The sequence below is a fragment of the Streptomyces flaveolus genome (assembly GCF_014648815.1).
Lineage (GTDB): Bacteria > Actinomycetota > Actinomycetes > Streptomycetales > Streptomycetaceae > Streptomyces > Streptomyces flaveolus.
This window is the reverse complement of record NZ_BMRV01000002.1, coordinates 610,528-637,459: the sequence shown is the minus strand read 5'-3', so window position 1 is coordinate 637,459 and position 26,932 is coordinate 610,528. Positions and strand designations below refer to the sequence as shown.

At 72.7% G+C, this 26,932-nt stretch carries 21 protein-coding genes; 9 read left to right on the top strand and 12 right to left on the bottom strand.

Going from position 1 to position 26,932, the window contains the following annotated elements; all coding sequences use genetic code 11:
* Nucleotides 1–170: 170 nt before the first annotated feature.
* The gene (gene guaA, locus IEZ05_RS06785; protein ID WP_189229088.1) at nt 171–1,751 is read left to right on the top strand and encodes a glutamine-hydrolyzing GMP synthase; all 1,581 of its coding nucleotides are present in this window, start codon (nt 171–173) and stop codon (nt 1,749–1,751) included.
* A gap of 9 nt (nt 1,752–1,760) precedes the next feature.
* Here guaA and IEZ05_RS06780 read toward each other — a convergent pair whose 3' ends face one another.
* Nucleotides 1,761–2,249, bottom strand: coding sequence for a pyridoxamine 5'-phosphate oxidase family protein (locus IEZ05_RS06780; RefSeq protein ID WP_189229087.1), 489 nt, complete (start codon nt 2,247–2,249; stop codon nt 1,761–1,763).
* Nucleotides 2,250–2,326: 77 nt separating this feature from the next.
* Nucleotides 2,327–3,262 carry a DUF4429 domain-containing protein gene (locus tag IEZ05_RS06775; RefSeq protein WP_189229086.1) on the bottom strand — a complete coding sequence of 312 codons (936 nt, stop codon included), beginning with the start codon at nt 3,260–3,262 and terminating at the stop codon, nt 2,327–2,329.
* Between the two features lie 191 nt (nt 3,263–3,453).
* Between IEZ05_RS06775 and IEZ05_RS06770 the strand changes: the two genes are divergently transcribed.
* Together IEZ05_RS06770 and IEZ05_RS06765 are read left to right on the top strand one after the other, a co-directional pair.
* Entirely contained in the window at nt 3,454–4,749 is a 1,296-nt protein-coding gene (locus IEZ05_RS06770; RefSeq protein WP_189229085.1) for a hypothetical protein, read from the top strand.
* A gap of 154 nt (nt 4,750–4,903) precedes the next feature.
* Complete coding sequence (locus IEZ05_RS06765; RefSeq protein ID WP_229869587.1) at nt 4,904–5,434, top strand: DoxX family membrane protein; 531 nt, start codon at nt 4,904–4,906, stop codon at nt 5,432–5,434.
* Between the two features lie 6 nt (nt 5,435–5,440).
* On the opposite strand, the gene IEZ05_RS06760 is transcribed toward IEZ05_RS06765, so the two are convergent.
* Both IEZ05_RS06760 and IEZ05_RS06755 read right to left on the bottom strand, forming a co-directional pair.
* Entirely contained in the window at nt 5,441–5,701 is a 261-nt protein-coding gene (locus tag IEZ05_RS06760) for a hypothetical protein (RefSeq protein ID WP_189229084.1), read from the bottom strand.
* On the bottom strand, nt 5,688–7,094 hold the full coding sequence (locus IEZ05_RS06755) for a PspC domain-containing protein (protein WP_189229083.1): 1,407 nt from the start codon (nt 7,092–7,094) through the stop codon (nt 5,688–5,690). The genes IEZ05_RS06760 and IEZ05_RS06755 overlap by 14 nt, the downstream gene beginning before the upstream one ends.
* A gap of 180 nt (nt 7,095–7,274) precedes the next feature.
* Here IEZ05_RS06755 and IEZ05_RS06750 point away from each other — a divergent pair, with 180 nt between their 5' ends.
* Both IEZ05_RS06750 and IEZ05_RS06745 read left to right on the top strand, forming a co-directional pair.
* Entirely contained in the window at nt 7,275–8,567 is a 1,293-nt protein-coding gene (locus tag IEZ05_RS06750) for an ATP-binding protein (RefSeq protein WP_189229082.1), read from the top strand.
* A complete protein-coding gene (locus IEZ05_RS06745) occupies nt 8,564–9,283 on the top strand; it encodes a LuxR C-terminal-related transcriptional regulator (protein ID WP_189229081.1) in 720 nt (239 codons plus the stop codon). The genes IEZ05_RS06750 and IEZ05_RS06745 overlap by 4 nt, the downstream gene beginning before the upstream one ends.
* A 31-nt stretch (nt 9,284–9,314) precedes the next feature.
* On the opposite strand, the gene IEZ05_RS06740 is transcribed toward IEZ05_RS06745, so the two are convergent.
* Nucleotides 9,315–10,868 carry a pectate lyase family protein gene (locus tag IEZ05_RS06740; RefSeq protein WP_189229080.1) on the bottom strand — a complete coding sequence of 518 codons (1,554 nt, stop codon included), beginning with the start codon at nt 10,866–10,868 and terminating at the stop codon, nt 9,315–9,317.
* Nucleotides 10,869–11,179: 311 nt separating this feature from the next.
* Entirely contained in the window at nt 11,180–12,229 is a 1,050-nt protein-coding gene (locus tag IEZ05_RS06735) for a C40 family peptidase (RefSeq protein WP_189229079.1), read from the bottom strand.
* A gap of 314 nt (nt 12,230–12,543) precedes the next feature.
* On the opposite strand from IEZ05_RS06735, the gene IEZ05_RS06730 reads away from it, so the two are divergent.
* Nucleotides 12,544–12,897, top strand: coding sequence for a hypothetical protein (locus tag IEZ05_RS06730; protein WP_189229078.1), 354 nt, complete (start codon nt 12,544–12,546; stop codon nt 12,895–12,897).
* Here IEZ05_RS06730 and IEZ05_RS06725 read toward each other — a convergent pair.
* Together IEZ05_RS06725 and IEZ05_RS06720 are read right to left on the bottom strand one after the other, a co-directional pair.
* Nucleotides 12,875–13,894, bottom strand: a complete 1,020-nt coding sequence (locus tag IEZ05_RS06725; protein ID WP_189229077.1) for a tellurite resistance/C4-dicarboxylate transporter family protein — start codon at nt 13,892–13,894, stop codon at nt 12,875–12,877. The genes IEZ05_RS06730 and IEZ05_RS06725 overlap by 23 nt on opposite strands.
* A 26-nt stretch (nt 13,895–13,920) precedes the next feature.
* Nucleotides 13,921–15,117 carry a C40 family peptidase gene (locus IEZ05_RS06720; RefSeq protein WP_189229076.1) on the bottom strand — a complete coding sequence of 399 codons (1,197 nt, stop codon included), beginning with the start codon at nt 15,115–15,117 and terminating at the stop codon, nt 13,921–13,923.
* A 405-nt stretch (nt 15,118–15,522) separates the two neighbouring features.
* On the opposite strand from IEZ05_RS06720, the gene pcrA reads away from it, so the two are divergent.
* Nucleotides 15,523–18,012, top strand: a complete 2,490-nt coding sequence (pcrA, locus tag IEZ05_RS06715) for a DNA helicase PcrA (protein WP_189229075.1) — start codon at nt 15,523–15,525, stop codon at nt 18,010–18,012.
* A 90-nt stretch (nt 18,013–18,102) separates the two neighbouring features.
* Here the strand turns inward: pcrA and IEZ05_RS06710 are convergent, their stop codons facing one another.
* Both IEZ05_RS06710 and IEZ05_RS06705 read right to left on the bottom strand, forming a co-directional pair.
* Nucleotides 18,103–19,719, bottom strand: coding sequence for a M23 family metallopeptidase (locus IEZ05_RS06710; protein WP_189229074.1), 1,617 nt, complete (start codon nt 19,717–19,719; stop codon nt 18,103–18,105).
* 272 nt (nt 19,720–19,991) lie between these two features.
* Nucleotides 19,992–20,882, bottom strand: coding sequence for an esterase/lipase family protein (locus IEZ05_RS06705; RefSeq protein ID WP_457852739.1), 891 nt, complete (start codon nt 20,880–20,882; stop codon nt 19,992–19,994).
* A gap of 613 nt (nt 20,883–21,495) precedes the next feature.
* On the opposite strand from IEZ05_RS06705, the gene IEZ05_RS06700 reads away from it, so the two are divergent.
* Nucleotides 21,496–21,912: a cobalamin B12-binding domain-containing protein gene (locus IEZ05_RS06700; protein WP_189229072.1), complete on the top strand. Its 417-nt coding sequence runs from the start codon at nt 21,496–21,498 to the stop codon at nt 21,910–21,912.
* Nucleotides 21,913–22,583: 671 nt separating this feature from the next.
* Here the strand turns inward: IEZ05_RS06700 and IEZ05_RS06695 are convergent.
* Complete coding sequence (locus tag IEZ05_RS06695; RefSeq protein WP_189229071.1) at nt 22,584–24,203, bottom strand: DUF5691 domain-containing protein; 1,620 nt, start codon at nt 24,201–24,203, stop codon at nt 22,584–22,586.
* Nucleotides 24,204–24,226: 23 nt separating this feature from the next.
* Nucleotides 24,227–25,588 carry an SWIM zinc finger family protein gene (locus IEZ05_RS06690; RefSeq protein WP_189229070.1) on the bottom strand — a complete coding sequence of 454 codons (1,362 nt, stop codon included), beginning with the start codon at nt 25,586–25,588 and terminating at the stop codon, nt 24,227–24,229.
* 143 nt (nt 25,589–25,731) lie between these two features.
* Between IEZ05_RS06690 and IEZ05_RS06685 the strand changes: the two genes are divergently transcribed.
* Complete coding sequence (locus IEZ05_RS06685; RefSeq protein WP_189229069.1) at nt 25,732–26,865, top strand: ATP-binding protein; 1,134 nt, start codon at nt 25,732–25,734, stop codon at nt 26,863–26,865.
* The last annotated feature ends 67 nt before the right edge of the window (nt 26,866–26,932 follow it).

Sequence of the window (26,932 nt, the reverse complement as noted above, 5' to 3'; positions counted from 1 at the left end):
GTGCGTGAGCATGGGCCCAGTATGCCCCGGGGACGGATGGTGTCCAAGCGGGTTCGTATGGTGAGACGTGGTGCCGGGCGCGGGCGGGGCACCGCGGCGGGACGTTCCACCTGCCCACCTCGGTAGAATCGGGAGCACAAGACCCCCGCCCGACCGCCGGAAGGCACCCCGTGTCATCAGCGACTCCCGCTGCCGCCGCCCCCGACACCGTCCTGGTCGTCGACTTCGGTGCGCAGTACGCCCAGCTCATCGCCCGTCGCGTCCGCGAGGCGCGGGTCTACAGCGAGATCGTGCCGAGCTCCATGCCGGTCGAGGAGATGCTCGCCAAGAACCCGGCGGCCATCATCCTCTCCGGCGGTCCCTCGTCGGTGTACGAGCCGGGCGCCCCGACCGTCGACCGCTCCCTGTTCGAGGCGGGCGTCCCCGTCTTCGGCATGTGCTACGGCTTCCAGCTCATGGCGCAGGCCCTCGGCGGCACCGTCGACAACTCCGGTGCCCGTGAGTACGGGCGCACGGAGCTGTCGGTCTCGAAGCCGTCCTCCACCCTCTTCGAGGGCACCCCGGCCGAGCAGTCCGTGTGGATGTCGCACGGCGACGCCTGTTCCGCCGCACCCGAGGGCTTCACGGTCACCGGCTCCACGCACGTCGTCCCGGTCGCCGCGTTCGAGAACGACGTCAAGAAGCTCTACGGCGTCCAGTACCACCCCGAGGTCATGCACTCCACGCACGGGCAGCAGGTGCTGGAGCACTTCCTGTACCGGGGCGCGGGCCTGAGCCCCGACTGGACCACGGGCAACGTGATCGAGGAGCAGGTCGCGGCCATCCGCGAGCAGGTCGGCGACAAGCGCGCCATCTGCGGCCTGTCCGGCGGCGTGGACTCCGCCGTCGCCGCCGCCCTCGTCCAGAAGGCCATCGGCTCGCAGCTGACCTGCGTCTACGTCGACCACGGCCTGATGCGCAAGGGCGAGACCGAGCAGGTCGAGAAGGACTTCGTCGCCGCGACCGGCGTGCAGCTCAAGGTCGTGGACGCGCAGGAGCGCTTCCTGAACGCGCTCGCCGGGGTCACCGACCCCGAGGAGAAGCGGAAGATCATCGGCCGCGAGTTCATCCGCGTCTTCGAGCAGGCGCAGCTGGAGATCCTCCAGGAGGAGGGTCCCGAGGTCGCGTTCCTCGTCCAGGGCACGCTCTACCCGGACATCGTCGAGTCCGGCGGCGGCACCGGCACCGCCAACATCAAGTCGCACCACAACGTCGGCGGCCTCCCCGACGACATCGAGTTCGAGCTCGTCGAGCCGCTGCGCCAGCTGTTCAAGGACGAGGTCCGCATGGTCGGCCAGGAGCTGGGCCTGCCCGAGGAGATCGTCCAGCGCCAGCCGTTCCCCGGCCCGGGCCTCGGCATCCGCATCGTGGGCGAGGTCACCAAGGAGCGCCTCGACCTGCTCCGCGAGGCCGACGCCATCGCCCGCGAGGAGCTGACCGCGGCCGGCCTCGACCGCGACATCTGGCAGTGCCCCGTGGTGCTGCTCGCCGACGTCCGCTCGGTCGGCGTCCAGGGCGACGGCCGCACCTACGGCCACCCGATCGTGCTGCGGCCCGTCTCCTCCGAGGACGCGATGACGGCCGACTGGTCGCGCCTGCCGTACGACGTCCTCGGCAAGATCTCCACCCGCATCACCAACGAGGTCAAGGACGTCAACCGCGTCGTCCTCGACGTCACCTCGAAGCCGCCGGGCACCATCGAGTGGGAGTAGTCCCGGCGGTCACATCCGCTTGAGAGTGCGCACCGGCTCTCCGGGCTTCCAGACCTGCGTGACGAGATACGTGTCGTCCTCGACGCAGGTCCGTACGACCTCCGTCAGCTCGGTGCGGAAGAGGTGGAACGGCTCCGGCGGTTCCACCTCTTTCACGTATCCGCCCTTGGTCTCCGGGTCGTCGACCTCGACGGCCCGTCCGCTGATCCGTACGTCGCCGCCGCCCATGCCGGTGCCCTCCCCGGGGTTCGCCTGGAGCGCGAAGCGCGGGTCGCGGCGCAGATCGAGCGCCTTGAGCGAGCCGGGCATCATGCCGAGCCACAGCTCCCCGCCGAGGAAGCGCACCTCCAGGCCGGTGGTGCGGGGCGAGCCGTCCCGGCGCAGGGTCGCGAGCGTGTGATGCCGGTACGCGCCGAAGCGCGCCTCGACGAGTGCGGCGAGTTCGGGTTCGGCGGCGGTGAAGAAGGCCCAGTCGGGGCCCTTGGTGCTCGGTGTCATACGGGGAGTGTGACGCGGATACCCGACATCTTCTGTCGCCTTTCCGCGGCCTCACCCGAGTGCGCCGGACCGGCCGGTCAGCCGGTCGCGTCGTCGCCGGCCCCGAAGCCCCGGAGCACGGCCGCCTTCGTCAGCGCGAACTCCTCGTCCGTCAGGACACCGCCGCGGTGCAGCTCACCGAGCTCACGCAGCCGGCGCAGCAGTACGTCGTGATGCCCGGCCGGGGGTCCCGCGGGGCTCTTCGCGCGGGGACGGACCACCGCTGCCGCGGCTGCCGCTCCGTCCTCGCCGGTGGTGGCGGCGCGGGTCGACGGGTGCGGGAGGCGGGCCGTGACCGCGGTGGCGATCAGCGCGGTGAGCAGGTCGCGGCGGGCGTTGCCCCACAGGTCCAGGGCGTAGGGGTCCTTCTCCGGCGGCAACCTGGAGAACACCGTCTCCCGGGTGACGAACCGCAGGAAGCCGTTCTCGTACCCGGAGTCGGGCAGCCACTCGACCCGCACCAGGTCGCCGAGGCCGATGATCCGCGGGCCGGTGGCGCGCTTGACGCGGTCCGAGGTGTCGGCCCAGTCGATGCGCACCTGGCCGCCGTCGAAGGAGACGGTGCCGTCCGAGGAGCGGACCGAGACCGGCACCGGTGGCCCGGGCAACAGGTAGGCCCGGACGGGCCCCTTGGGGATCTGGTCGAGCAGCAGCGCGCGGCGGACCTCCTCGGCGACGTACTCGGCCACCCCGCACCGGTCGACGTCCACCGCCAGCCGGTACGGGTCCGCCGCGTCGGGCAGCCGCCCGCCGGTCGCCTGGAGCAGGGGGTCGGCGCCCTCGCGCAGCCGCAGTCGCAGGCGTCCGCGTCTGCGCTCCGGCTCGAAGACGATGCCCGAGACCGCCTCCAGCGGTACGGAGACCTCCCCGTACGTCTGCCGGAACAGCGGCACCGAACGGTGGAGGCCCGGCGTGATCCGGACCGTGCTGCCGTCGAACGCCCAGGTCCCGTCGCGCTGGATGATCTCGGCCATGAGGGAATTCTCGCAGCCGGGTCAACACGGCGGCCGGCGCGTCACCCGCGCTGAACAGAGGGGACCGGGGGCGCCGGGCGCGCGGGGCGTGGTGTACGGCACAATTCGCTGGCGTCTAAAGGGATTTACGGGTGTCGGCACCTGTGGGTGCGCGGGTGTTTCGGCAGGCTTCGGGAAGGCGGGCGTCGGGCGTGGCGGTGCAGGAGGCGAGACGCGGGAGCGGCTCGGACAAGGGCGCGTACGAGGCGCCGCACGGAGGCGGCTGCACGTGCGGGGACTGCCCGCACGGAGCCCGCGAGGGGCACCGCCGGGCGGTCGCCGCGTTCCTGCTCCAACGGGACGAGTTCGCCGCCGGGCAGGGTCTGCCGGCCGCGGTGGCCCACTCGGCCTCGGCCTCCCGGCAGTGGGTCTCCGAGGAGCTGACCCAGTCCGCGGACGTCGTCGCCGAACGCGGCCGGGCCGAGGGCGAGGCGTGGCTCGCGGGCCTGGGACGGCGCACGGCAGTTGCCGTGTGGACCGCGGTCGTGGTGCTGCTGCTCGCCCAGTCGCTCACCGCGATCGGCGCGGGCTGGTCGGCGGCGCGCACCGCCGGGCTGGCGGCGGCCGTGGTCGTGGGCGGCGCGCTGACGGCGGCGTCCTGGTTCCACCGGGCACGGGGCGGGGCGCTGGCCCCGGTCATCGGCGAGGACAACCGCCTCTCCACGTCCCGGGCCGTGGCGGCGGTCTGGGTGCTCTTCGTCGCCTACGCGGTGCTCGTCCTGGCCGGGCAGCTCGCGGTGGCCTCCGGGCACGCGCGGCGGGACGCGCTGATCTCCGGGCTCGAACTCGCCCGCGGCGCCGGAGTGGTGACCGTGCTCGCGGTGGTGTGCGGCATCGCGGTGCTGGTGCGCCGGGTGGTCGGGCTGCGCGTGCTGGGGCAACGGCTCCAGAAGGTGCGCGCCGACCGGCCGCGCGCGGCCGACCTGCTGACGGACGACGCGGGCCGCGGGACGTTCGCCGACATCCAGTACGTCGTGATCAGCGCGGTCGCCCTGGTGTTCGCGGCGGTACGGCTGGCCCGGCGGCCGGAACAGCTGCCCGACCTGCCGTGGGGGCTCGCCGTGGTGGTGCTGGTGTCGGCGGCGACCTACGTGGCCGGCAAGTACGCGGAGGGCGGCCGGCCGGTCATCCTGTCCGTGGTCCGGGCGCGCGAGGCCGGTGACCTGGACGCCCCGATCCGCACCGGCGACGACATCGAGATCCGCGGCGCGGGCTTCGTGCCGCCGGGCGCCCAGCGCGCCGACCGCCTGTCGCGCATGGTCGTCCGCATCGGCGCCGTCAACGTCCACGTGCCCCTGGTCCCCGTCGCGGGAGGCTTCAGCAACCCGACGGACGCCCTGCTGACCGTGCCGGTGCCGGCGGACGTGGAACCGGGCCGGGTGGAGGTCCAGGTCGTCACGGGAGCGGGCGTGGAGACGAACCGGTACGCGATCGACGTGACGGACTGACGGTCCGACCGACCCGCCCGGGGGCCGGCGTGCGGCCACCTGTCGGAACCGACAGGAAGAAATCGGGCGGTCGGGGATTGAGCGCGGCCCGTACGTCGTACGTATGGTCTGTCGAGGGGGTTGGGCACGCATGGGCGAGAGGCGGCTGGCAGTGATGACTCACGGCATGCGGACGGACCCGCACACGTCCGGTCTCCACGGCGGCCGGGACTGGCGCGACAACGCCGGCCGGTACGCCCTGCTGCCCCTGCGGATCTTCCTGGGCGTCACCTTCGTCTACGCGGGCTTGGACAAGCTCACCGACAGCGCGTTCCTGAAGGACTCGGGTGCCGGGTCCATCGGCGACATGATGCGCACCGTCCGCGACTCCTCGGCCGTCCCCGCCCTGGTCGACCTGGCGCTGAAGAACCCGCCCGGCTTCGGCTACGCCATCGCCCTGGGCGAGCTGGCCGTCGGCATCGGCACGCTGCTCGGGCTGCTGGCCCGCCTGGCGGCGCTCGGCGGCGCGCTGATCTCGCTCAGCCTGTGGCTGACCGTCAGCTGGGCCTCCGATCCTTACTACTACGGCAACGACCTCGCCTACCTCATGGCCTGGATTCCCCTCGTCCTCGCGGGTGCCCCGCTGCTCTCGCTGGACGCGGCACTGCGCACCAGGCGCCGCCGACGGAACGGCGGGTACCGGTAGGCGCCGTCAGCCCCTGAGGCCTGAGTCCGCCCGGGGTCCGTCCGCGTCCGTGTTCGCGTTCGTGCGCAGTGCCCGCCGGCGTCGGCGTACCGCCCGGGTCAGCACGCCGACTGCGCCGGCCAGGCAGAGGCCGCCGGTGACGACCGGGACGATCACGAACCACGGCGTGTCCCAGAGGCCCCCCGCGTCACCGGCGTAGATCACGCCCGCCAGGGTCAGGAAGGCGCCGGCGACCAGGCGACCGGGCTGGAAGTCATGACGCAGCACGGGACACCTCCGCCTGCCCGAGGCCGACCTGAAGGTCGAGGTCGAGCGTGCCGGCGCCCTTGACGCCCTTGGCCGGCGGCAGCGTCACCTCCTTGTGCTTGCCGGGTGCCACGTCCACGTCCTTCGCGTCCTCGCCGGGGAGCTGGATGTCGCCCACGCCCACCTCGGCGCTCAGCCGCACGGTCACGTCCCGCGGCACGATCACCCGTATTCGTCCTACGCCCACGTCGGCCCGGGTGGTCACCGTCTGCCCCTCCGCCAGGTCCAGGCGGGACAGGTCGAGGGTGCCGGTGCCGGTGCCCACGTCGTACTGCTCGTGGACGTCGGCGACGGTCGTGGGCGTCCAGGTGCTCCGCGTCCAGTCGGTGCCGGCGTCCTTCGGCAGGGCGGCCGACCCGGCGAGCAGGCCCGCCGTGATGATCGCCAGGAAGACCGAACCGGCTCCCGTACGGCCCAGGAAGGCACTGACCGCGATCCCCACGCCGAAGACCGCCAGCGCACAGGCCAGCCCGGTCTGCAGGCTGGTCCCGAGCGGCTGCTCGTGCCAGGTCAGGCGGGTGCCGAGGAAGCCCGCGAGCAGGGCGAGCAGGAAGATCCAGCCGCCGATGCCGTGGGCACCGCGAGGCTGCGGGCGCCGGGAGGACCGGTCGGCCGGGGTGTCCCGGTCGCGGTACGCGCCGCGCCCGATGTTGACGGCCGCCGAGATGTCCCGGTCGCGGGAGTCCCGGGGGCCCCACAGATATCCCGTGCCGCCGATGTGGGTGCCGTCCTTGACTATGGGATCGCGCCACCAGGACGGGTAGGTGACGGCGGTCGGCGGTGCCTTGGCTTCCGGCGGGGCGTCGGCGACGGCCTGGGCGGCGAGCGGGTCGGGGCCCGGAGCGCCGCGGTGCCGCGACCAGTAGCCCGCCCCCGCGAGGAGGAGGGAAAGTATCACGGCGAAGGAGAGCACCCCGCCGTTGTTCAGCATGGTCAGGAACACTCCGCACCCGACCAGGGCGAACAGCACGGCCGTGAGGGCCTGGCCGTCGACCCGGCCGGTCAGCAGCTTGCGCACCTCGTTCTCGTCCTCGTCGTCGTACGGGACGAAGAGCCAGGCGAAGCCATAGAAGAGGAGGCCGAGACCCCCGGTCGCGGCCAGCACCACGAGCGTGATGCGGAAGATCACCGGATCCATGTCGCACTGCCGCCCGAGCCCGGCGCACACCCCGGCGAGCGTCTTGTGCCGCCGGTCGCGGCGGAACCTGTGGTCAGGCTCCGCAGCGTCCGTGCCGCCGCCCGCGGACCCCATGGCATCCCCGGCATCCGCGGCGTCCCGCGCGCCGGTGCCCCGCGGCGGGCGCGGCCCGGAGCCGGGTCCCGGGCCCGTCGCGGCGTGCTCGTGATCTGTCATGGCTCCATGGTGACGGGCGCGACGCCGTGGCGGCAGCCGGTACGACCCTGGTCGGACCCTGATATCGGCCCCCATGCGGCGCCCGGGGAGCGTTCGAGGGGCCGGCGGCCCGAAGATCAGGGGAGTCTCCGGGGCCGACCCTGATGCTCCCCCTCGGCCGGCCGTGTGACCATCGTTGGCATGCCGGACGCCGCAGCACCCCCCCTTCTCGAACCGCGGCCGCCGCGCAAGCTCTACCGCAGCAGCGACGGACGCTGGCTCGGTGGCGTGGCGCGGGGGCTCGCCGGGCACCTCGGGCTGCCCGTCATCTGGGTACGGCTCGTCTTCGTCGGCCTGTTCATGGCCGACGGCCTCGGTGCGCTGCTCTACGCGGCCTTCTGGTTCTTCGTACCGCTCGGGGTCGGCGGCGTCGACGCGCAGAAGCCGCCGTCCCTGGTCACGGCCGGGACCTCGCCGGACGGCCGCCGCAGACTCGTCGCCCGCAAGCCGGACAAGGGGCAGATCGTCGCCCTGCTCCTCATGGTCGTCGTGGCCATGGTCTTCGTGGGCAACGTGAATCTCGGCAACGGCGCCAAGGCCTACCTGTGGCCGGTCGTGCTCGTCGGGGCGGGCGTCGCCCTCGTCTGGCGCCAGGCGGACAACGCCCGCCGGGCCCGCTGGGCCGAGGTCGGCCGCGACCGGCGCACCGTCACGCTGCTGCGCTCGGTCGGCGGTGTCCTGCTGGTGACGGCCGGCGTCTCCGGCATCTTCGTCCTGCAGGGGTCGGCCGCCCACCTGGGCTCCGTACTGCAGGCCGCGCTCGCCGTCCTCGTCGGCATCACGCTCCTCGCCGGCCCTTACCTGGTGCGCATGACGCAGGACCTCTCCGAGGAGCGGCTGATGCGCATCCGCGCCCAGGAGCGCGCGGAGGTCGCCGCCCATGTGCACGACTCGGTGCTGCACACCCTCACCCTGATCCAGCGCAACGCGGAGAACGCGGGCGAGGTGCGCCGCCTGGCCCGCGCCCAGGAACGCGACCTGCGCGCCTGGCTCTACAAGCCCGAGGGCAACGGCAAGGACGAGGACGACGAGCCCACCACCCTCGCGGAGGCGGTCAAGCGCAATGCCGCGGAGGTCGAGGACAAGCACGGTGTGCCGATAGAGGTCGTGGTCGTCGGCGACTGCCCGCTCGACGAGAGGATCGGCGCACAGATGCAGGCCGCACGCGAGGCTATGGTGAACGCCGCGAAGTACGGTGGCGAGGGCGGCGCGGTTCAGGTCTACGCCGAGGTCGAGGGCAGGACGGTCTTCGTGTCCGTGCGCGACCGCGGCCCCGGCTTCGACCTCGACTCGATACCCGCCGACCGCATGGGCGTCAGAGAATCGATCATCGGCCGCATGGAGCGCAACGGGGGCACGGCGCGGCTGCGCGCGGTGCCGGACGGCGGCACGGAGGTCGAGCTGGAGATGGAGAGGGCGGAGAGGACGTCATGAGCGACGCGACCGAGGGCAACGCAGGGCCGGGACCGGCGGAGGGCGGTGCGGGGGAGCGCCGGGTGCGCGTGGTCCTCGTCGACGACCACCGCATGTTCCGCACCGGCGTCCAGGCCGAGATCGGCCAGACCGCGCAGACCGGCGTCGAGGTCGTCGGAGAGGCCGCCGACGTGGACCAGGCCGTCACCGTCATCACCGCGACCCGGCCCGAGGTGGTCCTCCTCGACGTCCACCTCCCGGGCGGCGGCGGTGTCGAGGTCCTGCGTCGCTGCGCCCCCTTGATGGCGGACGCCGAGCGGCCCGTCCGTTTCCTCGCCCTGTCCGTCTCGGACGCGGCGGAGGACGTGATCGGCGTGATCCGCGGCGGCGCGCGCGGCTACGTCACCAAGACGATCACCGGCTCCGACCTGATCGACTCCATCTTCCGTGTCCAGGAGGGCGACGCGGTCTTCTCCCCGCGCCTGGCCGGCTTCGTCCTGGACGCCTTCGCCTCCACCGACGCCCCGCCGGTCGACGAGGACCTCGACCGCCTCACCCAGCGGGAACGCGAGGTCCTGCGCCTGATCGCCCGCGGCTACGCGTACAAGGAGATCGCCAAGCAGCTGTACATCTCCGTCAAGACGGTCGAGTCCCACGTCTCCGCGGTGCTCCGCAAGCTCCAGCTGTCCAACCGCCACGAGCTGACCCGCTGGGCGACGGCCCGCCGGCTGGTGTGACGGCCGGCGGGCGTCCCGGTGGGCGGTCCGGCTATCCGGCGTAGGTCTCGAACTCGGCGACCTTCGGGGTGCCCGACGCGCTGGTGATCGTGAAGGTGACCTTCTTCAGCGAGGTCGCGGGGAAGCTGATGACCCCCGCGCCGCTGCCCGAGGTCAGGGTGGCGCCGGTGTCACCGTTGACGACCTTCCAGGAGCCGATGGCGCCCGAGCTGCCCGCCGCCTCCTTGATGACGACCTTCGACACGGTGGTCGCGGAGCCCCACTTGACGGAGATCGAGCCCGTCGAGCCGGCCGGTGACCAGTAGGTGCTCAGGTCGCCGTCGCGCACGTTGCCGTAGCTCGTGCCGCTCGCCTTGGAGGAGCCGTCGGCGCCGGCCCCGAGGCTGAGGTTGGTGCCGCTGGGCCCGGTCGGGTCGGGTGTGGGGTCGGTCGGGTCCGGCGTCGGGTCGGTGGGGTCCGGCGTCGGGTCCGGGGACTGGGCCGAGCAGCTGCCGTCCGACACCTTCAGGCCCTTGTTCGCGCCCGCCGTCTGGCTCACGATGCCCGGCACGCAGGACGCGTCGTCCAGGCTGTAGGAGTACGGGATGCTGACGCTGGTGTTGGACTGGGGGTTCGGACCCGCCGGGTTGTTGTCCTCGCCGGGCTCGGACCAGGTCACGTTGTCGAAGATGTTGCCGTTGACCTGCCAGGAGCCGGCCGCGTCGGTGTAGAAGGTGCCGAGGACGTCCTTGGAGTCCTCGAAGTAGTTGTTGTCGACCCTGGCCTTCGCCCCGGCCCGGGAGTTGATGCCGGACTCGTTCAGGTGCGCGTAGTGGTTGTTGTAGATGTGGGCGATGCCGCCGCGCAGCAGGGGCGCGCGGGAGTCGATGTTCTCGTACAGGTTGTGGTGGAAGGTGACGTAGCCGTTGGAGACGTCGCTCTCGCTGGAGCCGATGAGGCCGCCGCGGCCGGAGTTGCGCAGGACGCTGTAGGACAGCGTCACGTACTGGGTGTTGTCCTTCATGTCGAAGAGGCCGTCGTAGCCCTCCGACTCCCCGCCGGACGCCTCCAGGGTGGCGTGGTCGACCCACACGTTGCGGACGTCGCTCTCCATGCCGATGGCGTCACCGCCGTTGGACAGGGGCGAGCCGGACTTCTTGACGTTCCGGACGGTCACGTTCTGGATGATGATGTTGCTGGACTCCCGGATGTGGATGCCCAGTTGGTCGAAGACGGCACCGCTGCCGACGCCGACGATCGTGACGTTGCTGATCTGCTTCAGCTCGATCTTGTCCGCGGCCGTGCTGCAACTGCCGCCCGAGACCTGGCTGGTGTTGCCGTGGTTGATGGTGCCCTCGACCTGGATGACGATCGGGGTGCTGCTGGAGGCGCGGTTGCACAGGGCCTGGTGGATCGCGGTGCCCGTGGTGGCACGGACGGTCTGCCCGCCCGCGCCGCCGGTGGTTCCGCCGTTCTGTGTCGCGTAGCCGGTGGCGCCGCCGGCCGCGGCCGACGCCTCGGGCGCCGACAGGACCGCGGTGGTAGCGGCCGCCAGGGCCAGCGTGCCCACTGCGGCCGAGAGCCTTATGGCGACTGGTCGTCTCATTCTCGCCTCGCCTTTCGTCTTCGCACGGCGGCGGTCGCCGCTCGCTGTGGTGGTGGTTCGGCGGGGCCCGGAGGTTGCCGCCCGTGTCGCATTAAGCGGTTTCTCCGAGCCCCAGGTGCCTGCTTCCGTGGTGCGGTGACGTGCGGGGGTGGCGGCCGCTCGAATGCATCCTCAGCTCGGAAAAGATGCGAGAAGGTGCATGAGTGAGCTGAGCATGACAACTGAGAAAGCGCTTTCACCGGTCGTGAGAGTAGGCCTGGACCTTAGGCGTGGCAAGGGTTCGCGCACGCATCGGTTCCCGCGGGCGGGCCTCACGCCACCCGCGCGGCCCCCGCGAACGGCATCGTGTCGACGGGGGCGAGGCGGACCGGCGCCGAGGGGTTCGGGGCGTGGATCATCTGCCCGTTGCCGACGTAGATGCCGACGTGACTGATGCCGGAGTAGAAGAAGACCAGGTCCCCGGGGACGAGTTCCGCGCGGGAGACGCGGCGGCCCGCGCCGATCTGGGCGTACGTCGTGCGGGGGAGGGAGACGCCGGCGGCGCGGTAGGCGGCCTGGGTCAGGCCCGAGCAGTCGAAGGCGTTCGGGCCGGTCGCGCCCCACACATAGGGGCTGCCGAGCTTCTGGTAGGCGTACGCGACGGCCGCCGCGGCGCGGGAGTTCGGCGCCTCGGCGGAAGCCGCCAGGCCCTCGCGGGCGCCCGCCGTGCGGGTGGCGCGGTCGGTGCCGGGGGTGAGGCGGGCGCGTTCCCCGGCCGTCAGCCGGGACAGCAGGCGGCGTGCCGTCTCCAGCTTGCCGGTGATGGTGGTGCGGTGCCGTTCCAGCTCGGCCCGCCGCGACGTCAGCGAGGTCAGCTCGATCCGGGCGGCCCCGCGCAGCTGCTCGACGTCCCGCAGTTCCTTGCGTGCCCGGCCGACGGCGGCCGTCTGCCGGCTGCCCACCCGCTCGACGAACGCGGCGTTCTCCAGATACCGGTCGGGGTCGGCGGAGAGCACGAGCTGCAGGGCCGGGTCGAGGCCGCCGCTGCGGTACTGCGCCGCCGCGACCGAGCCCAGCGTCTCCCGCGTCGCGTTCAGCCGGTCCTGCTTGCGGGCCACCTCGTCCCGCAGCTCCTCCAGGCGCCGCTCGGCGGCGTCGGCCTTCTCCTTGGCGCCGTTGTACTTCTCGGTGGCGACCTCCGCCTCCTGGTACAGCTTGTCGACCCTGGCCCTGACCTGCGCCGGCGTCGGCTCGGGATCGGCGTGCCCGGTCCCGGCCAGCCCGGCCGCGGTGGCGGCGCCCGCGAGGGTGACCGTGACCGCGGTGCGGGCGGCTGTCCCGTTGCCCGCGGGGCGCCTCCGTGGCCTGCGATGCGCTGCCACCAGGGATCCACGTCCTTCCGTGCCGTGCGCCGGCCGCTGCTCGGACCGGTCGCCTGCGGAAGGACGCTAGGCCGGTGGGTAACGAGCCGGTGACGGATTGCGCGGAACTGGCGGTACCGGACCGGCGGCCGACCGTAGGTGACCGCGGACCGGGCAGGAGGCCGTCCTCTTCACGCAGGGTGATGATCGAAATGCCGGATCGGGGGCATGGGGGGACGAGGAGCTGCTATGGGGCGCATATATGCGACCGTGCCCTCTCGGGCCGGGCGGGCCGGTGTCGGAGCGTGTCCGGCCGCTGATTAGGCTCCGGCCTCATGGACGTACTCATCCACCTCTTCGTCGGTCTGCACATCATCGGCATCGGAGCGCTGCTCGGCGGCTTCCTGACCCAGATGAAGGCGATGGGCCAGGGCACCGCCCGCTTCACCCCGGCCATGCTGCACGGCGCCCTGACGATGCTGGTCACCGGAGCGGTCCTGGTCGGCCTCAACCAGGCCCAGGACTACGCGGTCGACAACGTCAAGATCGGCGTGAAGCTGGCCGTGCTGATCGTGATCCTCGGCCTCGTCTACGTGAAGCGCGACGACGAGAAGGTGGACAAGCCGCTGTTCGGCCTCGTCGGCCTGCTGACGCTGGTGAACATCTTCATCGCCGTGTTGTGGACCTGATGTCCGCGACGCCCGCGGCCACCGCCGAAGCGGACCGCAGCCCGGACCGGGCCGAGGCGACCGCCCCCACGGCGACCGCCAGCCACGCGGCCACCGCGATCCACACCAGGGCCTGACCGGGCCCCTCCAGCCACGGGACGTCCACGACGGCGGCGACGGACAGCGTCGCCGCCGCCGTCATGCCGAGGGGGAAGACGGTCGACCAGCGGCGCACGTCGTAGCGGGGGCGGGGCCACACGAGCTCGCAGACGAGCAGGACGACGTACCACGCGAGGTCGAGCGCCAGCAGGGCGACCGTCGCGTCGTGCAGCACGGCACCGGCGTCGCCGTTCCACAGGTACATCCCGGTGCCGGCCGCGGCGAGCAGCTTGGCCCCCGCGAGCGCCGAGATGGCGAGCGCGCCGCCCGCGACCCAGTGGTCCCCCGCGCCGCGGGCCACCTGCCGCGGGTCGAAACGGAACAGCGCGATGGTGTAGAGCACGAGCCCCAGCCAGAACGGCACCAGCGCCGCGTGCGCGAGCCAGGCCGTCGAGGTGGCCGCGGCCAGCGTGGCCCCCAGCACGGCGAGGCCCTCCGTCGCCACGCAGCCCAGGAAGACCGCCCCCGGCATCCGCCGCTCCCAGTGCTGCACGACCACCAGCAGCAGCCCGGGCCACAGCAGCGCGGCCAGTGCCAGCAGCGCCGCCGCCAGGGCCGTCCAGCCGAGCAACGAGAAACGGGTGCCCAGCACGGTCGTCGCGGCGACGGCCGTGAGCGCGCCCGGCGTCCCCGCCTGCGTCACCCACTTCGCCCGGTCGGACAGCAGCAGCGAGACGAAGTTCGCCGCGAGCGCCAGCCACGCGGCACAGGCGAGCACCAGCGCGATGCCGGACAGCAGCTCGTGGTGCGTCAGGTGCAGGCCGACCGACAGGATGCCGGTCGCCATCACCGCGGCCCCGGCCGCCGGCGGACGCTGCGCCCACCAGGCGCGCAGAGGGTGACAGGTGCCGGATGACATGGGTCGATGCTAGAGATCGCCGCGCGTCAGGCCGGACGCACCACGCTGTGGATCGACGACTCTCCGTCGTAGTAGACCGACTCCTCGCGGACGTACGCGCCCGGCTTCGGGGCGTGGATCATCATGCCGTTGCCGATGTAGATGCCGACGTGGCTGATGTCGTCGTAGAAGAAGACCAGGTCACCGGGTTGTGCCTGGGTGATGGAGACCGTCGTGCCGGCGTCGACCTGGTCGTAGGTGGTGCGCGGTAGCGTCACGCCCGCGGCCTTCCAGGCGGCCTGGGTGAGACCGGAGCAGTCGTAGGAGCCGGGGCCCGTGGCGCCCCAGACGTACGGCTTGCCGATCTGGGCGCGGGCGAAGGCGAGCGCCTTCTCGGCCTTGGTGCCGTACGAGGGGTCCGGCGCGGAGGAGCCGGTTCCCGTGCCGCCGGTGGCCGCACCGGACGTGCCGGCGGAGCCGGGGGAACCTGTCGAGCTGTCGCTCTCCTGCTGGGCCGCCTGCTCCTGCCGCTCCCGCTCCTGCGCCTGCTGCCGGGCGAGCTCGGCGGCCTTGCGGGCGGCCTCCTCCTGCTTCTTCTTCTCGATCGCCGCGAGCCGGGCCTTCTCCTCGGCGGTCAGCGTCGACAGCAGCTCGCGCGCGGAGGTGAGCTTCTTCTGGACCGTGGCCTTGGCCTGCTTCAGGTCGTTCTGCGACTCGGTGAGCGTCTCGAGGCTCTCGGTGGCCTCCCGGCGCTTCTTCATCGTCTCGGACTGCTGGGTGACGTAGTCGTCGACCGCGTCCTTCTGGCGCCCGGTGAGCCGGTTCATCAGCTGGCTCTGGTCGACGTAGTCCTGCGGTGAGTCCGCGAGCAGGAAGGTCGCGGTCGACGGGACCAGGCCGCCCGTGCGGTACTGCGCGGAGGCGTAGGAGCCCAGCTCCTCGCGGGCCTCGTTGAGCTTCTGGGTGCGCTGGGCGACGTCGTCGAGGAGGGTGTCGACGCGCTCGCGCTGCTTCGCGGTCCTCTCCTTCGCCGCGTTGTACTTCTCGGTCGCCGACCCGGCCTGGCGGTAGAGGTCGTCGACCTTCTTCTCGACCTCTTCGAGGGTGGGCCGGTCGTCCGACGGTACGGCGTCGGCCGTCTGGGACAGCAGGGCGACGGAGGTGAGGGCCGCCGTGGCGAGGGCGGGGGTCCGTATGCCTGCTACGCGCGTACCGGTGGGGCGCGACTTGCGGTGCGACGCCAAGGGAGGCGACTCCTTCCGTGCTCCGCCTACCGGGGGAGGGTTCGGGCGGTGTGGCTCGGAAGGTGTGCCCTACGGCACCGCCCGTCGAGGGCGGGTGGCCGATTCACCCCAGGAATTCGGTCGGGTCCCCGGCTCCAGGCGCCGTGCGGCACGCCGGACTCGGCGGAGGCCGCGCGGCCCGGCGACGTTCGCCGGAGGGGGCGTGCGACCTGTCCCGCACCGTAGCCAACTCGTGCGGCGCCTGGGAAGGTTGCCGGGTGATATGCCCGATACATTTTCGTGACCTTCGGCGCGAGGGTCACTCCGTGTGATAGCGCCTGCTCCGAGAGTCCCGACCTCCGCGATGCCGGCCATTTTCCGGGGTGGCAGCCGGTTGTCGGTGGGGCGCCCTAGACTCGGAGAGCGATGAGCAGCCTCTTTGACGAAAGCTTCCTGGCGAGCCTCCAGACCCCGCGCGGTCACGAGGAGGAACCCCCGCCGCCGCCCGAGGACGATCACGTGACGGAGCCGGTTCCGCACGATCTGTTCGGCGGGAAGTTCGACGCGCCGCCGGACCGGGACCCGTACTACCGGGACGGCGCCCCGCGCCCCGTCCTGGACCCGGCCGCGCTCCTGGATGGGCTGAACGACAACCAGCGCGCCGCCGTCGTGCACTCCGGCTCCCCGCTGCTCATCGTGGCCGGCGCCGGCTCCGGCAAGACCCGGGTGCTCACCCACCGCATCGCCCACCTGCTGGGCGAGCGGGGCGTCCATCCCGGGCAGATCCTCGCGATCACCTTCACCAACAAGGCCGCGGGCGAGATGAAGGAGCGCGTCGAGCAGCTCGTCGGCCCGCGCGCCAACGCGATGTGGGTGATGACCTTCCACAGCGCATGCGTCCGCATCCTGCGCCGCGAGTCCAAGAGGCTCGGCTTCACGTCGTCGTTCTCGATCTACGACGCCGCCGACTCCAAGCGCCTGATGGCGCTGGTCTGCCGCGACCTGGACCTCGACCCCAAGCGCTTCCCGCCCAAGTCCTTCAGCGCCAAGATCAGCAACCTCAAGAACGAGCTGATCGACGAGGAGGACTTCGCCGCCCAGGCCGCCGACGGTTTCGAGAAGACCCTCGCCCAGGCCTACGCGATGTACCAGTCGCGGCTGCGCGAGGCCAACGCCCTCGACTTCGACGACCTGATCATGACCACGGTCAACCTGCTCCGCGCCTTCCCGGACGTCGCCGAGCACTACCGCCGCCGCTTCCGGCACGTCCTGGTCGACGAGTACCAGGACACCAACCACGCCCAGTACGCCCTCGTGCGCGAGCTCGTCGGCACCTCGGAGCACCCCGTCGACGTGCCGCCCGAAGCCGAGGTCCCGCCCGCCGAGCTGTGCGTGGTGGGCGACGCCGACCAGTCGATCTACGCCTTCCGCGGCGCCACCATCCGCAACATCCTCCAGTTCGAGGAGGACTACCCGGACGCCACGACGATCCTGCTGGAGCAGAACTACCGCTCCACCCAGACGATCCTGAGCGCGGCCAACGCGGTCATCGAGCGCAACGAGTCCCGCCGCCCCAAGAACCTGTGGACCAATCAGGGCGCGGGTTCGCAGATCACCGGGTACGTCGCCGACACCGAGCACGACGAGGCCCAGTTCGTCGCCGACGAGATAGACCGCCTCACGGACGCGGGCGAGGCCCGGGCCGGCGACGTCGCCGTGTTCTACCGCACCAACGCCCAGTCCCGTGTCTTCGAGGAAGTGTTCATCCGCGTCGGCCTGCCCTACAAGGTCGTCGGCGGCGTCCGCTTCTACGAGCGCAAGGAGGTCCGGGACGTCCTGGCCTACCTGCGCGTCCTGGCCAACCCCGAGGACTCGGTGCCGCTGCGCCGCATCCTCAACGTCCCCAAGCGCGGCATCGGCGACCGCGCAGAGGCGATGATCGACGCGCTCGCCCAGCGGGAGAAGATCAGCTTCCCGCAGGCGCTGCGCCGCGTGGACGAGGCGTACGGCATGGCCGCGCGCTCCGCGAACGCCGTCAAGCGGTTCAACGCGCTCATGGAGGACCTCCGCACGATCGTCGAGTCCGGCGCCGGACCGGCGACCGTGCTGGAGGCCATCCTCGAACGCACCGGTTACCTCGCCGAGTTGCAGTCCTCCACCGACCCGCAGGACGAGACCCGCATCGAGAACCTCCAGGAACTCGCCGCCGTCGCCCTGGAGTTCGAGCAGGAGCGGGCCGAGGCCGAGGGGGAGAGCGCCGGCACGCTGGCCGACTTCCTGGAGCGGGTCGCGCTGGTCGCCGACTCCGACCAGATCCCCGACGAGGAGGACGGCGACGGCGTCGTCACCCTGATGACCCTGCACACCGCCAAGGGCCTGGAGTTCCCGGTCGTCTTCCTCACCGGCATGGAGGACGGCGTCTTCCCGCACATGCGCGCCCTCGGCCAGGCCAAGGAGCTGGAGGAGGAGCGCCGCCTGGCCTACGTCGGCATCACGCGTGCGCGGGAGCGGCTGTACCTGACCCGGTCCACGCTGCGCAGCGCCTGGGGGCAGCCGTCGTACAACCCGCCCTCGCGGTTCCTCGAGGAGATCCCGGCGCCCCACCTGGAGTGGAAGCGCACCGGGGCGAACGGGCCCGCGCCCTCCGCGCCGGTCTCCGGAGTGGCGGCCTCGCTGTCGTCGTCCCGGTCCCGCTCCTCGGCGTCGGGCGCGTCCGGCTTCGCCACGCGCCGGTCCGCCTCCGAGAAGCCGACGGTCTCGCTGGCGGTCGGCGACCGGGTCACGCACGACCAGTTCGGGCTCGGCACGGTGGTCGGGGTCAAGGGCACCGGGGGGAACGCGGAGGCGACGATCGACTTCGGGGACACCAAGCCGAAGCGGCTGCTGCTGCGGTACGCGCCGGTGGAAAAGCTCTGAGCGGGTGCTGAGAGGCGCTCAGTCCGGTGAGCCCCGTCGGTGGACGGGGCTCACGGGAGGCTGTTGAGACGTTACTCCGTCACTGCGGGGTCACTGCGGGTCGAGACCGTGGCTGCGCAGCCACGGGAGCGGGTCGATCGCCCCTCCGCCGGACGGCCGCACCTCGAAGTGCAGGTGCGGTCCGGTCGAGTTCCCCGTGTCGCCGGAGAGCGCGATCGGATCGCCGGCCTTGACTTTCGCACCGTAGGGAACCTGGTAACTGGAGAGGTGGCAGTACCAGGTCTCCGTGCCGTCCTTCGCGGTGAGGATCAGCATGTTCCCGTACGCGACGTTGTACTGCGTACGCACCGTGCCGTCGGTCGCCGCCATCACCTTCGTGCCGTACGTCACGGGGAAGTCGATGCCGGTGTGGGCGGACATCCAGTTGATGCCGGCCTGGCCGTAGTAGGCGCTGAGCCCGTGCTGCTCGACCGGGAGCGCGAACTTGGGGCGCAGCCGCTCCTTACGGGCCGCCTCCTCCGCCGCCCGCCTCTTCTCCGCCGCCTGCTCGGCCTTGAGGTCGATGCGTTCCTGCGTCCGGCTGGCCCGGTCGGCGAAGTCGTCGGCACCGGCGGAGAGGCTCGCGAGCTGCGTGTCCAGCTTGTTGTTGGCGGTGGACGGCTTCACCGGCGCGGCGTCCGCGTCGGCCGCGTCCGCCGCCGACGCCGTGGTCTCCTTGCCGTCCTCACCGCTCAGACCGCCGACGGAGGCCGCGGCGATGCCGGCGACGCTCATCACGCAGGCCGAGGGGACGGCGATGGTCATCAGTGCCGAGCGCTTGGCCGGCTGACGCCGACGGGAACGCGACCCGCCCCGGGAGGCGGCGCGTGCGGCCGGGATCCGGGGGGCCGGGACGACCTCTTCCTGCTCCTCGAGCAGCGGGGTCACGGCGGGGAGTTCGCCGGTGGCCGTCAACCCGTCGTCGCGCGGGGCGGGTTCGTCGGAGGCGGCCGGAGCGGTGTCGGTCGCGGAGTCCTGCGCCGTGGTGTCCTGCGTCGCGCCGTCCGAGTTCCACTGCGTGGCGTCGTAGGCGCCGGTGTCGAAGGTGCCGGTGCCGAAGGCCACGGCCTCGAAGGCCCCTGTGTCGAAGGTGCCGGTTTCGAAGGCCGCTGCTTCGAACGTCCCCGTGGCGAAGGTCTGGGTGCCCCAGTCCCACTGCTGGGTCCGGTCGGCGGGGTTGCCGGACTGGTCGGGCTGGGCCCAGGCGGCCGTGTCCCACTGGCCCGTCGACTCGACGCTCGTCGCCTGCGCCGGCACCATGACGGGCTGCTGCCCGTCGGCCGTCCACGTGGTCGTGTCGTAGGCGCCGGTGTCGTAGGCGGCGTGGTGCTGGGCCGCGTACGCGTCGTGGTGCAGCGTCTGGTGGCTGCCGGTGGCCCACTGGGTGGAGTCGTACGTGCCGGTGGCGGCGTAGGCCGTGGTGTCGTACGAGCCGGTGGTGTCGTAGCCGCCCGTGTTCTGGTCCGGGAGGCTGCCGAAGAGCGGATCCGCGGCGAAGGTCGCCGTGGCGTGGGGGCCGGTGGCAAAACCGGTGGCGTCGTAGCCGCCGTACGTGGTGAGGTCGCCGTACTGGGCTTCACCGGTGCCGTACGGCGCGTAGTGCGCCGGGTCGGCGTCGGAAGCCGAGGCCGGGGTGGTCATGCCCCCCGACGGGTGACGGTCGTTCACCAACTTCTCTTTCGCCTCGACAACAGGGCTGCCAGAGCAGTGCGGCGACTGTACCCGGCGGTATGCGGGCGCGACAATCTTCTGCAGGTTTCGCCCCCGCAGGAAACGGGCATTCGGCCGTGTTTTGGGGGACGACGGGCGCGAGCTTGGCTTTGTGTTCGACGTTTGTTCGACTTTGACCGGGGTGTGTCGCCGTGATTACGGCCGTGGTGAGCGCCTCGGCGAGGGCTTCGGAGGCCGTTCCGGCGGCCGATCGGGTGAGAATTCCGCGCTCAGGCGACGGTCAGTCCGCCCGAACGGCCGCCGGCCGCCGTGTCCGCATCCGGCCCGGGCGTGTCGAGCGCCTGCCGGATCCCGGTGGCCACGGCGGGGTGCACGGGCAGGGCCAGGTGGCCGATGCCGCTCACCCGGACGTTCTGGACGGTCAGGTCGGGATGGTCGAGACAGGCCGTCTCCAGCGGGTCCATCACACGGTCCAGGTCGCTCCAGAAGCTGACGAACCGGGTGCGGCAGCCGGGCGCCGGCAGGGCCAGCTCCTCGAGCACCGCCGAACCGGGGCGCATCTGGCGCACGATCGGGTGGGCGTTCGCCAGCGGTACCACCCGGGTGCCCGCGTGCGGGGTACCGAGCGTCACGAGGGTCCGGACGCGCAGGTCACCGCCGAGGCGCTGCACGTAGTACCGGGCGATCAGCCCGCCGAGGCTGTGCCCGACGACGTCGACGCGGTCACTGCCCGAGCGCTCGCAGATCTCCTCGATGTGCCGGCCGAGCAGCTCGGCGGCACAGCGGATGTCGCAGGTCAGCGGTGAGTAGTTCAGCGACTCGATCTGCTGCCTGCCGTGCTGGGCCAGGCTGCGGCGCAGGAGGAGGAAGACCGAGCGGTTGTCGATGAAACCGTGCAGCAGGACGACCGGGGGGCTGGTGGGGGCCGCCAGCTGTGCGGTGGGTGCGGAGGAGGACTTCGGGTCCCGGGAGACCGCACGGGACGGCCCGGGGACGCACCGGCGCTCCTGGGCGATGCCGGAGGGGTAGAGAAGGAGATGCCCGGCGAGGATCGCGGCCTCCAGGACCGTCGCCTTCAGGAGGGCCGTGGAGAGCCCCGTCACCCTGCCCGGAAGGGCGGCCAGGCCGGAGAGGCCCGAAAAGCCGGTGAGCGCCGACATCCCCGGGAGCCCTGGGAGCCCCGGCAGGGCCGTGAGCGCCGGGATCGCCGGGAGTGCGGGCAGAAAACGCTGACAGAGCGGGAGAAGGGGCAGTGCTGCCGTCGTGACCTTCATGGGCCGACCTCCTGTCGGCACGCGGAGGAACGCCTCTGTCCCCGTGTGCCCTCGTGGAGAGCCGTGACACCAGTGATGGGTGGTGTTTGCGAGGTTTACGTAAACCAGTGTGCCAGTGTGGTGGGCTCTGTGCCCTTTGGTGCCGTTGGATACGGCGCCGAGGCCTGCGGCTGCCCTGCCCCGTCCTGCCCTCGCTGCGGCTCTCCGTGCGCGTGTTCACTCCGCGGCCCCTGAGACGGTGCGCGGCGAACATGTCCCACCGTGTGATTTCCCCCTCTGTCTCCACCGCGAAACTGCCGGTTGCGGGATGCTGGCGATAACGTTCGTTCACTTCCCCCGGACGGCATGGTGCGGGGCGTCTGTACCGCGGGGGCGCGCACTTCGCGCACTTGGTGCGGGAATGTGCGGCCCATGCGCACCGTGCCCCTGTGTACGGGCATGGGTGATATGTGCGGTACTTGTCGGTACGGATGGATGTAGTCGCTTCATGGAGGCAGTGATGGGTGTGGCAGCCGGTCCGATCCGCGTGGTGGTGGCCAAGCCGGGGCTCGACGGCCACGATCGCGGGGCCAAGGTGATCGCGCGGGCCCTGCGCGACGCCGGTATGGAGGTCATCTACACCGGCCTCCACCAGACACCCGAGCAGATCGTGGACACCGCGATCCAGGAGGACGCCGACGCGATCGGGCTGTCCATCCTCTCCGGTGCGCACAACACGCTCTTCGCCGCCGTGATCGACCTGCTCCGGGAGCGGGACGCGGCGGACATCCTGGTCTTCGGCGGCGGGATCATCCCCGAGGCGGACATCGCCCCGCTGAAGGAGAAGGGCGTCGCGGAGATCTTCACCCCCGGCGCGACGACGGCGTCGATCGTGGACTGGGTACGGGCGAACGTGCGGGAACCGGCAGAGGCGTAACGGCTCCGCTCGGTCGGCGGGTCGGGTGCGGCGGCCGGCGCGGGTGCCAGTGCGGGTGCCGGGCGTTCGGTGCCACGGCGCACGCCCCCCCAGGGTGGCGCCCGGAGGCGCGTGCTGAAGTGACGGCACGTCGGGTGGCGGGACTGAGCGTCTGCGTCACCCCCCCCTCGGGCCCGTAGCGCAGCATGTCCCGCCTCCTGCCGTGGCGGTGTCAGGTGGCCCGGGCCGCGCTTCTGGCTCCCGGGTCGTGGCGCGGGCGGAGGTCCGGGCCGCGCTCCTCGCTCGCGGGCTTTGGTGCGGGCGGTGGTGCCGGGCCGCGAGTCCGTCCCTGGGCTTGGGTGCCGCCGGGTGTGATGGACGGCGCGCCCTCACCGCCCCCGAACGCCCTGCGTGTTCGGCGACTCCCTCGACGCCCTGCCCCAGGCAGAGCACCAGGTCGGGGGCGTTCGCGCGGGGGCTGCGGGCCGTGACGTCGGTCGACGCGCCCGAATCCACGCATCGCCCCGGGCGGTGCGCCGGCGTACGTCTTCGTCGCCGCCCGCGTCGCCGGGCCGAGGCGGACGGACGCCCGCCGTCGGGCGGTGCGCTGTTCTCGGCGGCCCTGGCACCGTCGGGTGTGCCGGACCACGTGTCCCGCGGCTGTACCGGCCCGGCGTCAGCGCCGCGCACCCCTACACCGCCCCCAACTCCTCGGTCATCGCCGCGCGCAGCCGCAGCGTCGTGACCAGGCGCTGGAACGCCTCCGCCCAGTACCCGCCCGCCCCCGGCGACGCGTCCTCCGGTTCGTCCGGTATCGCCAGCAGCCCGTCCAGGCGGCCCGCCTCACAGGGATCGAGGCAGCGCTCGGCCAGGCCCATGACCCCGCTGAAGCTCCAGGGGTAACTCCCGGCGTCCCGCGCTATGTTGAGCGCGTCGACCACCGCACGACCGAGCGGCGGAGCCCACGGCACACCGCACATGCCGAGCAGCTGGAACGCCTCCGACAGACCGTGCGTCGCGATGAACCCGGCGACCCACTCGGCCCGTTCGTCACCACCCAGCGTGCCGAGCAGCTTGGCCCGCTCGGCCAGCGACACCGCACCGGGGCCGCCGGCCTCCGGCGCCGTAGGCGCTCCCAGCAGCGCCCTCGCCCACGCGGCGTCCCGCTGCCGTACCGCCGCCCGGCACCACGCCGCGTGCAGTTCGCCCTGCCAGTCGTCCCTCACGGGCAGCGCGACGATCTCCTCCGGTGTGCGCCCGCCCAGCCGGGCCGGCCAGGCCCCGAGCGGTGCCGCTTCCACCAACTGGCCGAACCACCAGGACCGCTCGCCCCGTCCCGCGGGCGGCTTGGGCACGACCCCGTCCCGCTCCATGCCCGCGTCGCACTCGTGCGGCGCCTCCACGGTGATCGCCGGTCGGTCCGTGGCGCGGTCCAGCGACACGCTCGACAGGGCGCGCGCCGCCATCCGCGCGGCCAGCGCCGATTCCGGCAGCGCCGACAGCAGCTCCGCCGCCGTCGCCCGTACGTTGCGGCTGCGGTCGGCCAGCGCCTGCTCCAGGAACGGCTCGTCCGCCGGCGTCAGCCCCGTCCGCAGGGAGTCGAGGAACATCAGCCGGTCCTCGGCCCGCTCCGTCGCCCAGGTGGAGGCGAGCAGGTCACGGGCGGCGGCCGGATCACGGGAGCGCAGGGACGCCAGCAGGGCGACGCGCTCGGCGAACAGGCCCTCCTGCCACAACTGCCGTATCCGCTCCGTCGCCTCGGGGCCGGGCAGCGCGCTGCCGCTGCCCGGCGTCGTGCGCAGGGCGAACCGCCAGTCCGGGTTCAGCCGGGCCAGCCACAAGGCGCGTGGCCCCGCGAAGGCCAGCGCCGCCGGGCGCAGGTCCGTGCGCCCCCGGGCCGCGTCCAGCAGGGCCGGAAGCGCCTCGGGCGGCGCCGCGAAACCGCGGGCGTTCGCCGTCGCCAGCCACTGCGGCAGCAGCTCCATCAGGTCGGGTGCCGTGCCTCTGCGCCCGCCGCCCCCCGTTCCGGGGCGGTCGGTGAGGAGCATCGTGAGCCGGCGGGCGGCCGCGGCCGGCAGCGGTGGACGGTCGTCGTCGGGGGCCGGCTCCAGACGCCGGGCCGCGCGGGCCGGGGTCAGTCCGGCGCGTCTGCGGACGGTTTCCACGGCCGCGGCGTCCAGCAGCGCCGCCGGTGCGTCCCGGCCGGGCTCGCAGCCCCGGGGGGTGCGCCGCTGCGTGCCGAGCAGCGCCGAGGTGACGAGGTCCTCCCAGGCGCCCGGCAGGGGCGCCTGGGGAGCGGGCGTCCTGGTCATGCGGTTCCCTTCCATGGGGTGTGTCAGCACAGCGTCACCGCCGGGCCCGGTCCGCCGGGCCAGGCCGTCAGCGGGGTGAAGCCCCGGTGGCCGCACTCGCCGAACACCGTGACCGGTCTGCCGCCCGCCAGGGCGACCAGGCGCCACAGGCCGGGGCGGTTGCGGGCCGCCGGGGCGAGGGGCAGCGCCGTGTCCGCGTCGGCGTCCGCCAGCTGCCAGGAGTCGCCGTCCGGTACGGGCACGACCCGGCCCAGGGTCACCGGGACCGACTCCAGCCACGGATCGGCGCGGAGCGCCTCGCCGTAGCGGACGACCGCACGGGAGGTCGTCACTCCCGGTGGGCGTGTCTCCGTCCCCGCGGGAGCGGCGAACTGTGCGCCGAGGGCGACCCGTTGCCCGACCGCGCCCGGATAGAAGGACACCTCCGCCTCCAGCGTCAGGCCCACCGGAAGCGCGAGCTCCGGGGACCGGCCGGCGGCCCCGTAGGAGAGGAGCAGCGCCGTGCGCTCCGACTCGGCGCCGTACAGCCAGATACGCCGGGTCGTCAGCCGCGCGTCCGCCGTGTCGTACTGGGCGAGGACCAGCCAGCGGTCCCGCAGCGGCGGACCGTCCGCCGACGCCGGCAGGCCGACGCGGGACCGGACCGTCGCCGCCAGCGCCTCCGGGAGCCGCTCGCGACGCAGCCAGCCCTGGTCGAGGAGGTGGAGCAGGGCGCACTCCTCCAGCAGCCGGACCGGCCAGCCGGGCCCCGACGACGGCAGCGCGCCCAACTCGCGAGCGCGAGCCGCCAGTCCCGGCGCCTGGGCGTCGACCATGCGGGCCGCGGTCTCCTCCCACAGCGCGTACCCGGCCTGTTCCGCGCCGGCCAGGCCGTCGCGCAGCAGGTCCGCGAGGCGCTGCTCCAGCTCCGTCGCGCCCGCGGTGACCCGCTCGGCCCGGCGCTCCGCCCGGCGTCGCGCCGCCTCGGGATCACCGGACCCGCCCGCGGCATCGGAGGAGCCCTCCGCAGCTTCCGCCTTCTTCTTGGCGCGCTCGCGTCTGCCCGTGATCCACCCCTCGGCCCAGTCCGGTGCCTCCGCCCGCGGCACCGCGCCGGGGTCGCCCGCCCACAGAAGCAGCAGCCCGAGCGCGTGCTTGCACGGGAACTTCCGGCTGGGACAACTGCACGTGTACGCCGGTCCGGACACGTCCGAGACGTCGACGACCGTCTGGTACGGCTTGCTCCCACTGCCCTTGCACAGCCCCCACACCGTCCCGTCGTCGGAACTCCCCGTGTCGGACCACGGCCCGGCCACGCCGAGTTTGCTTCCCGCTTTGCGCGAAGCGGCGTCAGGTGCCAGTGCCAGCACCTGGTCCGCGGTCCAGCGCACCCCCTGCTGAGTCATGTCTTCGAAGGTAGATCGTGCCACTGACAATCGGCTCCGCGAAAGCTCTCGCCGTGGCGTTTGTGCAGGTCAGAGCGATTGTCAGTGGCGTGGTGCACGGTTGGTTCCAGACCGAACCGGCCGAGCTGGAGGGGGACTCCGCCATGTCTGTGTCCGCAGAACCGACGCCCGTCGATCCGACCCGGAACGGGCCCGCCGCGGAGGCGTTGCGGCCGCACGCCGAGCACGCTTTCGCGGCCGAACTCGCCGCGCTGGCCGCGCAGGACGACCGCCCGCGCCCGGCCCGCTGGAAGCTGTCGCCGTGGGCCGTCGCCACCTACCTGCTCGGCGGCACGCTGCCCGACGGCACGGTGATCACCCCGAAGTACGTGGGACCGCGCCGCATCGTGGAGGTCGCCGTCACCACCCTGGCCACCGACCGCGCGCTGCTCCTGCTCGGCGTGCCCGGGACCGCGAAGACGTGGGTGTCCGAGCACCTCGCCGCCGCCGTCAGTGGCGACTCGACCCTGCTGGTGCAGGGCACGGCCGGTACTCCGGAGGAGGCCATCCGCTACGGCTGGAACTACGCGCGGCTGCTCGCCCACGGCCCCAGCCGCGACGCCCTGGTGCCCAGCCCGGTCATGCGGGCCATGGCGGAGGGCATGACCGCCCGGGTCGAGGAACTGACCCGCATTCCGGCCGATGTGCAGGACACGCTCATCACCATCCTGTCGGAGAAGACGCTGCCGATACCGGAGCTGGGCCAGGAGGTGCAGGCGGTCCGCGGCTTCAACCTGATCGCCACCGCCAACGACCGCGACCGGGGGGTGAACGACCTGTCCAGCGCCCTGCGCCGCCGCTTCAACACCGTGGTGCTGCCGCTGCCGGAGAGCGCCGAGGCGGAGGTCGACATCGTCACGCGCCGTGTCGACCAGATCGGACGGTCCCTCGACCTGCCGGCCGCACCCGACGGCATCGACGAGATCCGACGGGTCGTCACCGTCTTCCGCGAGCTGCGCGACGGGGTGACGGCCGACGGGCGCACCAAGCTGAAGTCGCCCAGCGGCACCCTGTCGACGGCCGAGGCCATCTCCGTCGTCACCAGCGGCCTCGCGCTGGCCGCCCACTTCGGCGACGGAGTGCTGCGCTCCGGTGACGTCGCCGCCGGCATCCTCGGCGCCGTCGTCCGCGACCCGGCGGCCGACCGCGTCATCTGGCAGGAGTACCTGGAGACCGTCGTCCGGGAGCGCGACGGCTGGAAGGACTTCTACCGGGCCTGCCGGGAGGTGAGCGCGTGAACGGCGTGCGGACGCGGTCGCGGGCGGCCCTTCCGGTCACCGGCCCGACGGGGGACGACGGGGATTC